The sequence below is a fragment of the Halomonas sp. genome, from assembly GCF_041689495.1.
Lineage (GTDB): Bacteria > Pseudomonadota > Gammaproteobacteria > Pseudomonadales > Halomonadaceae > Halomonas.
On the sequence record NZ_JBDNGD010000328.1, the window covers coordinates 1 to 3,351 of the forward strand.

General features: G+C 64.1%; 1 protein-coding gene and 1 pseudogene. One reads left to right on the top strand and one right to left on the bottom strand.

Going from position 1 to position 3,351, the window contains the following annotated elements:
* Positions 1–251 (bottom strand): annotated as a pseudogene (locus tag ACESMD_RS10615) (hypothetical protein); the annotation flags it as partial.
* Between the two features lie 402 nt (positions 252–653).
* On the opposite strand from ACESMD_RS10615, the gene ACESMD_RS10620 reads away from it, so the two are divergent.
* Positions 654–2,720 carry a hypothetical protein gene (locus tag ACESMD_RS10620; RefSeq protein WP_372612961.1) on the top strand — a complete coding sequence of 689 codons (2,067 nt, stop codon included), beginning with the start codon at positions 654–656 and terminating at the stop codon, positions 2,718–2,720.
* Positions 2,721–3,351: the final 631 nt, after the last annotated feature.

Here is a 3,351-nt window from a genome sequence, read left to right on the forward strand (position 1 = left end):
AGCTCGCTCTGGTCTTCCTGCAAGGTATCGACGTTACCGGCGGCGGTCTGCAATTCCTCGACCTGGCCGGAAAGGGCCTGACGTTCCGCCTGGACGGCTTCCAGGCGATCCTCCAGTGAGGCGACCTCGTCGTTGGTGGAACTGAGGCTGGTCTGGGCGATAAGCGCCCAGACAAGGGCGACCGCGGCGACGGCCCCCAGCCCTCTGACGCGATTGTCCTTGAATACCTCGTTTTTCGATGTATCTGCCATCTTGCTTGTCTCCTGCAGGTGGGTGGCGTCCTGATCCTGGACCAGTGGCTCCTTTTTTGTCATTCCAGCATACACGCCAGAAGCGGAGTGGTCAGGACAAGATCACTGAGGTTTTCATGAGCACATTCCACAGCGGCGGATGACGCGGAATTGGCTACGCTGAGAGGACGAGTCGCCATCCGCGACGATGGTGGTTTTCCCCCTTTCAGGCAACCGCTGGGGAGTTTTCATGTCGATTTCATTGAATGCCGGCCTGCGGCGGGAGTCCGAGAGGCTCTTCGAGACCTGCCGCATCCTTCCCAGGAGGATGGGGAGTGTCGAGCACGCCGGCGACACCCTGATCGCACACCGGTCGCGGTATGAGGAGGGGGCAGACCGCCAGGGCGCCCATTGTCTTGCGGCATGCCATGCGCCGCGCCTTCCGGGCCGATCACCGCCAGTCAGGATGAACGGCAACGGGTACCGGCGGGGGAGTTCGTCCTCGGCTATGCCAATGCCCGCGACCAGATCACCATGCGCCCCCTGGTCGACCCCATCGAGGACCCCGACGACCTTCTGCCGGAAGTGGAACAGGACAGCGATCTCCATGATCTGGGGCGTAACGGTAGCTACCTGGTGTTCCGTCAGCTCAGCCAGGACGTTTCGGGCTTTTGGTCCTGGCTGGAGGGCAAGGCACCGGACACCGAGGACCGGGTGGCCCTGGCGGCGAAGATGGTGGGGCGCTGGCCCGACGGTCAGCCGCTGGTCAAGGCCCCGGAGCGCCCCAAGGGCGAGGGCACCGATAATGACTTCGGCTACCATCACGAGGACGCCGACGGGCTCAAGTGCCCGCTGGGTGCCCACATCCGACGCACCAATCCCCGCGACATGCTGCCCCCCAAGCCGGGCAGCGACGATTCCCTGGCCATCAATCGCCGCCACCGGTTGCTGCGTCGTGGGCGCACCTACGGGCCGCCGCTGGTCGAGGGTCTGGCACCCGAGGAACTGCTGGCCGCCGGTGATGACGGTGTCGAGCGTGGACTGCATTTCCTCTGCCTGAACGCCGATCTCAGCCGTCAGTTCGAGTTCGTCCAGCATACCTGGGTCGACAATGCCAACTTCGCCGGCCTGCAGGGCGAGACCGACCCGCTCATCGGGGAGCGCGTCGAGGGTGCTTCGGCCTTCACAATCCCGGATGCACCGGTACGCCGGCGTTACCACGACCTGCCGCGTTTCGTGCAGATGCGCGGCGGCGCCTACTTCTTCCTGCCCGGCCTGCGTGCCCTTCGTTACCTGGCGTCATCGCCGCGGAATCTGACCAGTGCGGTCAGCGCGCCCACGGCGCCGGCGACACTGCTGCCGGATACCTGGTGGCTGCACACCGGACGCTGGCTCAATGCCGCCCTGGAGCGTGGCATAGCCCTGTCTCGGCGGGCCACCCGGTTGCGCAACGGTGTCGATCGGCTCATCCAGTGGCCGGCGACACGTGGGTTGCAGACGCTGATCCAGCGACGGCGCCGACGGCATGCCATCGATGCCGATCTGGCCATCGCCGAGGAGCGTGTGCTGCCGGGGGAGGAGGCGGTCACCCGGCAGATCACCGAGCAGATGAGCGCCTTCCTGCTGCGCACCTACCGTCACGGCACCGCCGAGCGCGCCGGCAACACCAAGACTTATGGCCTGCTCGCCGCCGAGTTCGAGGTGCTGGACCTGCCCGACGAGCTGCGCTGCGGTCTCTTCCGCGCGCCCGGGCCGCGGGTGACGCCGGATATCCGCAATAATGGCGTGCTCAGCCTGGGGGTCAAGGTGCTGGGCGTGCCGGGGGAGACCCTGCTCGATGACGAGGCCAACACCCAGGATTTCTCCGGCATCAGTGCCCCGACCTTCACCACTCCGGATGTCCACGAGAACGCCAAGCTGCAGCGTCTGATCGGGGCGGGCCTGCCGACCTGGTACTTCCTGAATCCCTTCGATTCCCACTATACCGACATGCTGTTGCAGGCACTGCATGCCAAGGCCCAGGGCAGCCCCTTCGAGGTCAGCTACTGGAGCTGTGTGCCCTACCTCTTCGGCAAGGGGCGGGCTATCAAGTACCGTTTCGTGCCGATGCTGGAATCCCGATCGGTGGTGCCGCTGCCCGCACCGGACGACTACCTGCGCCAGGCCATGGTCCGCACCCTGGAGGCGCACGAGGAGGTGGTCTTCGAACTGCGTATCCAGTTCCAGGAGGACCCGATGACCATGCCCATCGAGGACGCCTCGGTGATCTGGACCTCGCCGGAGGTCCCGGTCGCCCGCCTGCGCCTCCCTCGCCAGGAATTCGCCACCGATGCCCGCGACCGGTTGGCCCGGAAGCTTACCATCAACCCCTGGCACGCCCTGCCCGAGCACCGCCCCCTGGGCAACCAGAACCGCGCCCGCAAGCAGATCTACTACGAGACCTCGCGGGTGCGCCAGCGCATCAACGACGAGCAGCACTTCAAGCCCTGAGCAGGGGTCGCAAGGCCGGACCGGCTGAGGCCGGCCGACCATGGGCACCACACTCCTACCACTTTCTCCTCAGTATCCGGCTACACAACCCGAAGGAATCTTTGGTAGCCTTGATGTTACTGGATGTTTCCGTAGGGATGGGCTGCCATATGGCGACTTTTATATCCCGCGACGGCCAGGATGGCGGCTCCCTGTGGGCCTGCCGGGCGGTAGCGTGCCCCGAGATCGGGAATTTCGACCCACGCTTTACTGGGCAACGGGTCTCGCAGGTGCGCAGATTGTCTGCGCGATTAAAGGGCTGTACATGAGCCAAAACAACCACGATTGGTTGCATCAAAGCGTAGTAGGGGGCGTCAGCTCGCGACCTATGGGCGGTGTGTGCCAATGTAGTAGACGAAGGGCGGCTATTGACCCAAAGCCGACATGGCGGAAAAGGCAACCGGCACGTTCTCCCGTGTTATGCATCTGTCGCGATGATCAGTGTTACGCTGCCGAGCTATACTTAATGCGCCGGTTTTTCAGCAGGTTAGAGAGGAAGCGGCGTGCGTTATAACATTGTTGAACGTGCATGCGAGTTCATCAAATATCAGAGCGTGCGGTCTAATACCTGTTGAACTAAACCGCTTCGCGG

Bases quoted from the DNA above. Each gene is read 5' to 3' on its own strand.
- ACESMD_RS10620 (WP_372612961.1), top strand. From the start codon at position 654: ATGCCATGCGCCGCGCCTTCCGGGCCGATCACCGCCAGTCAGGATGAA.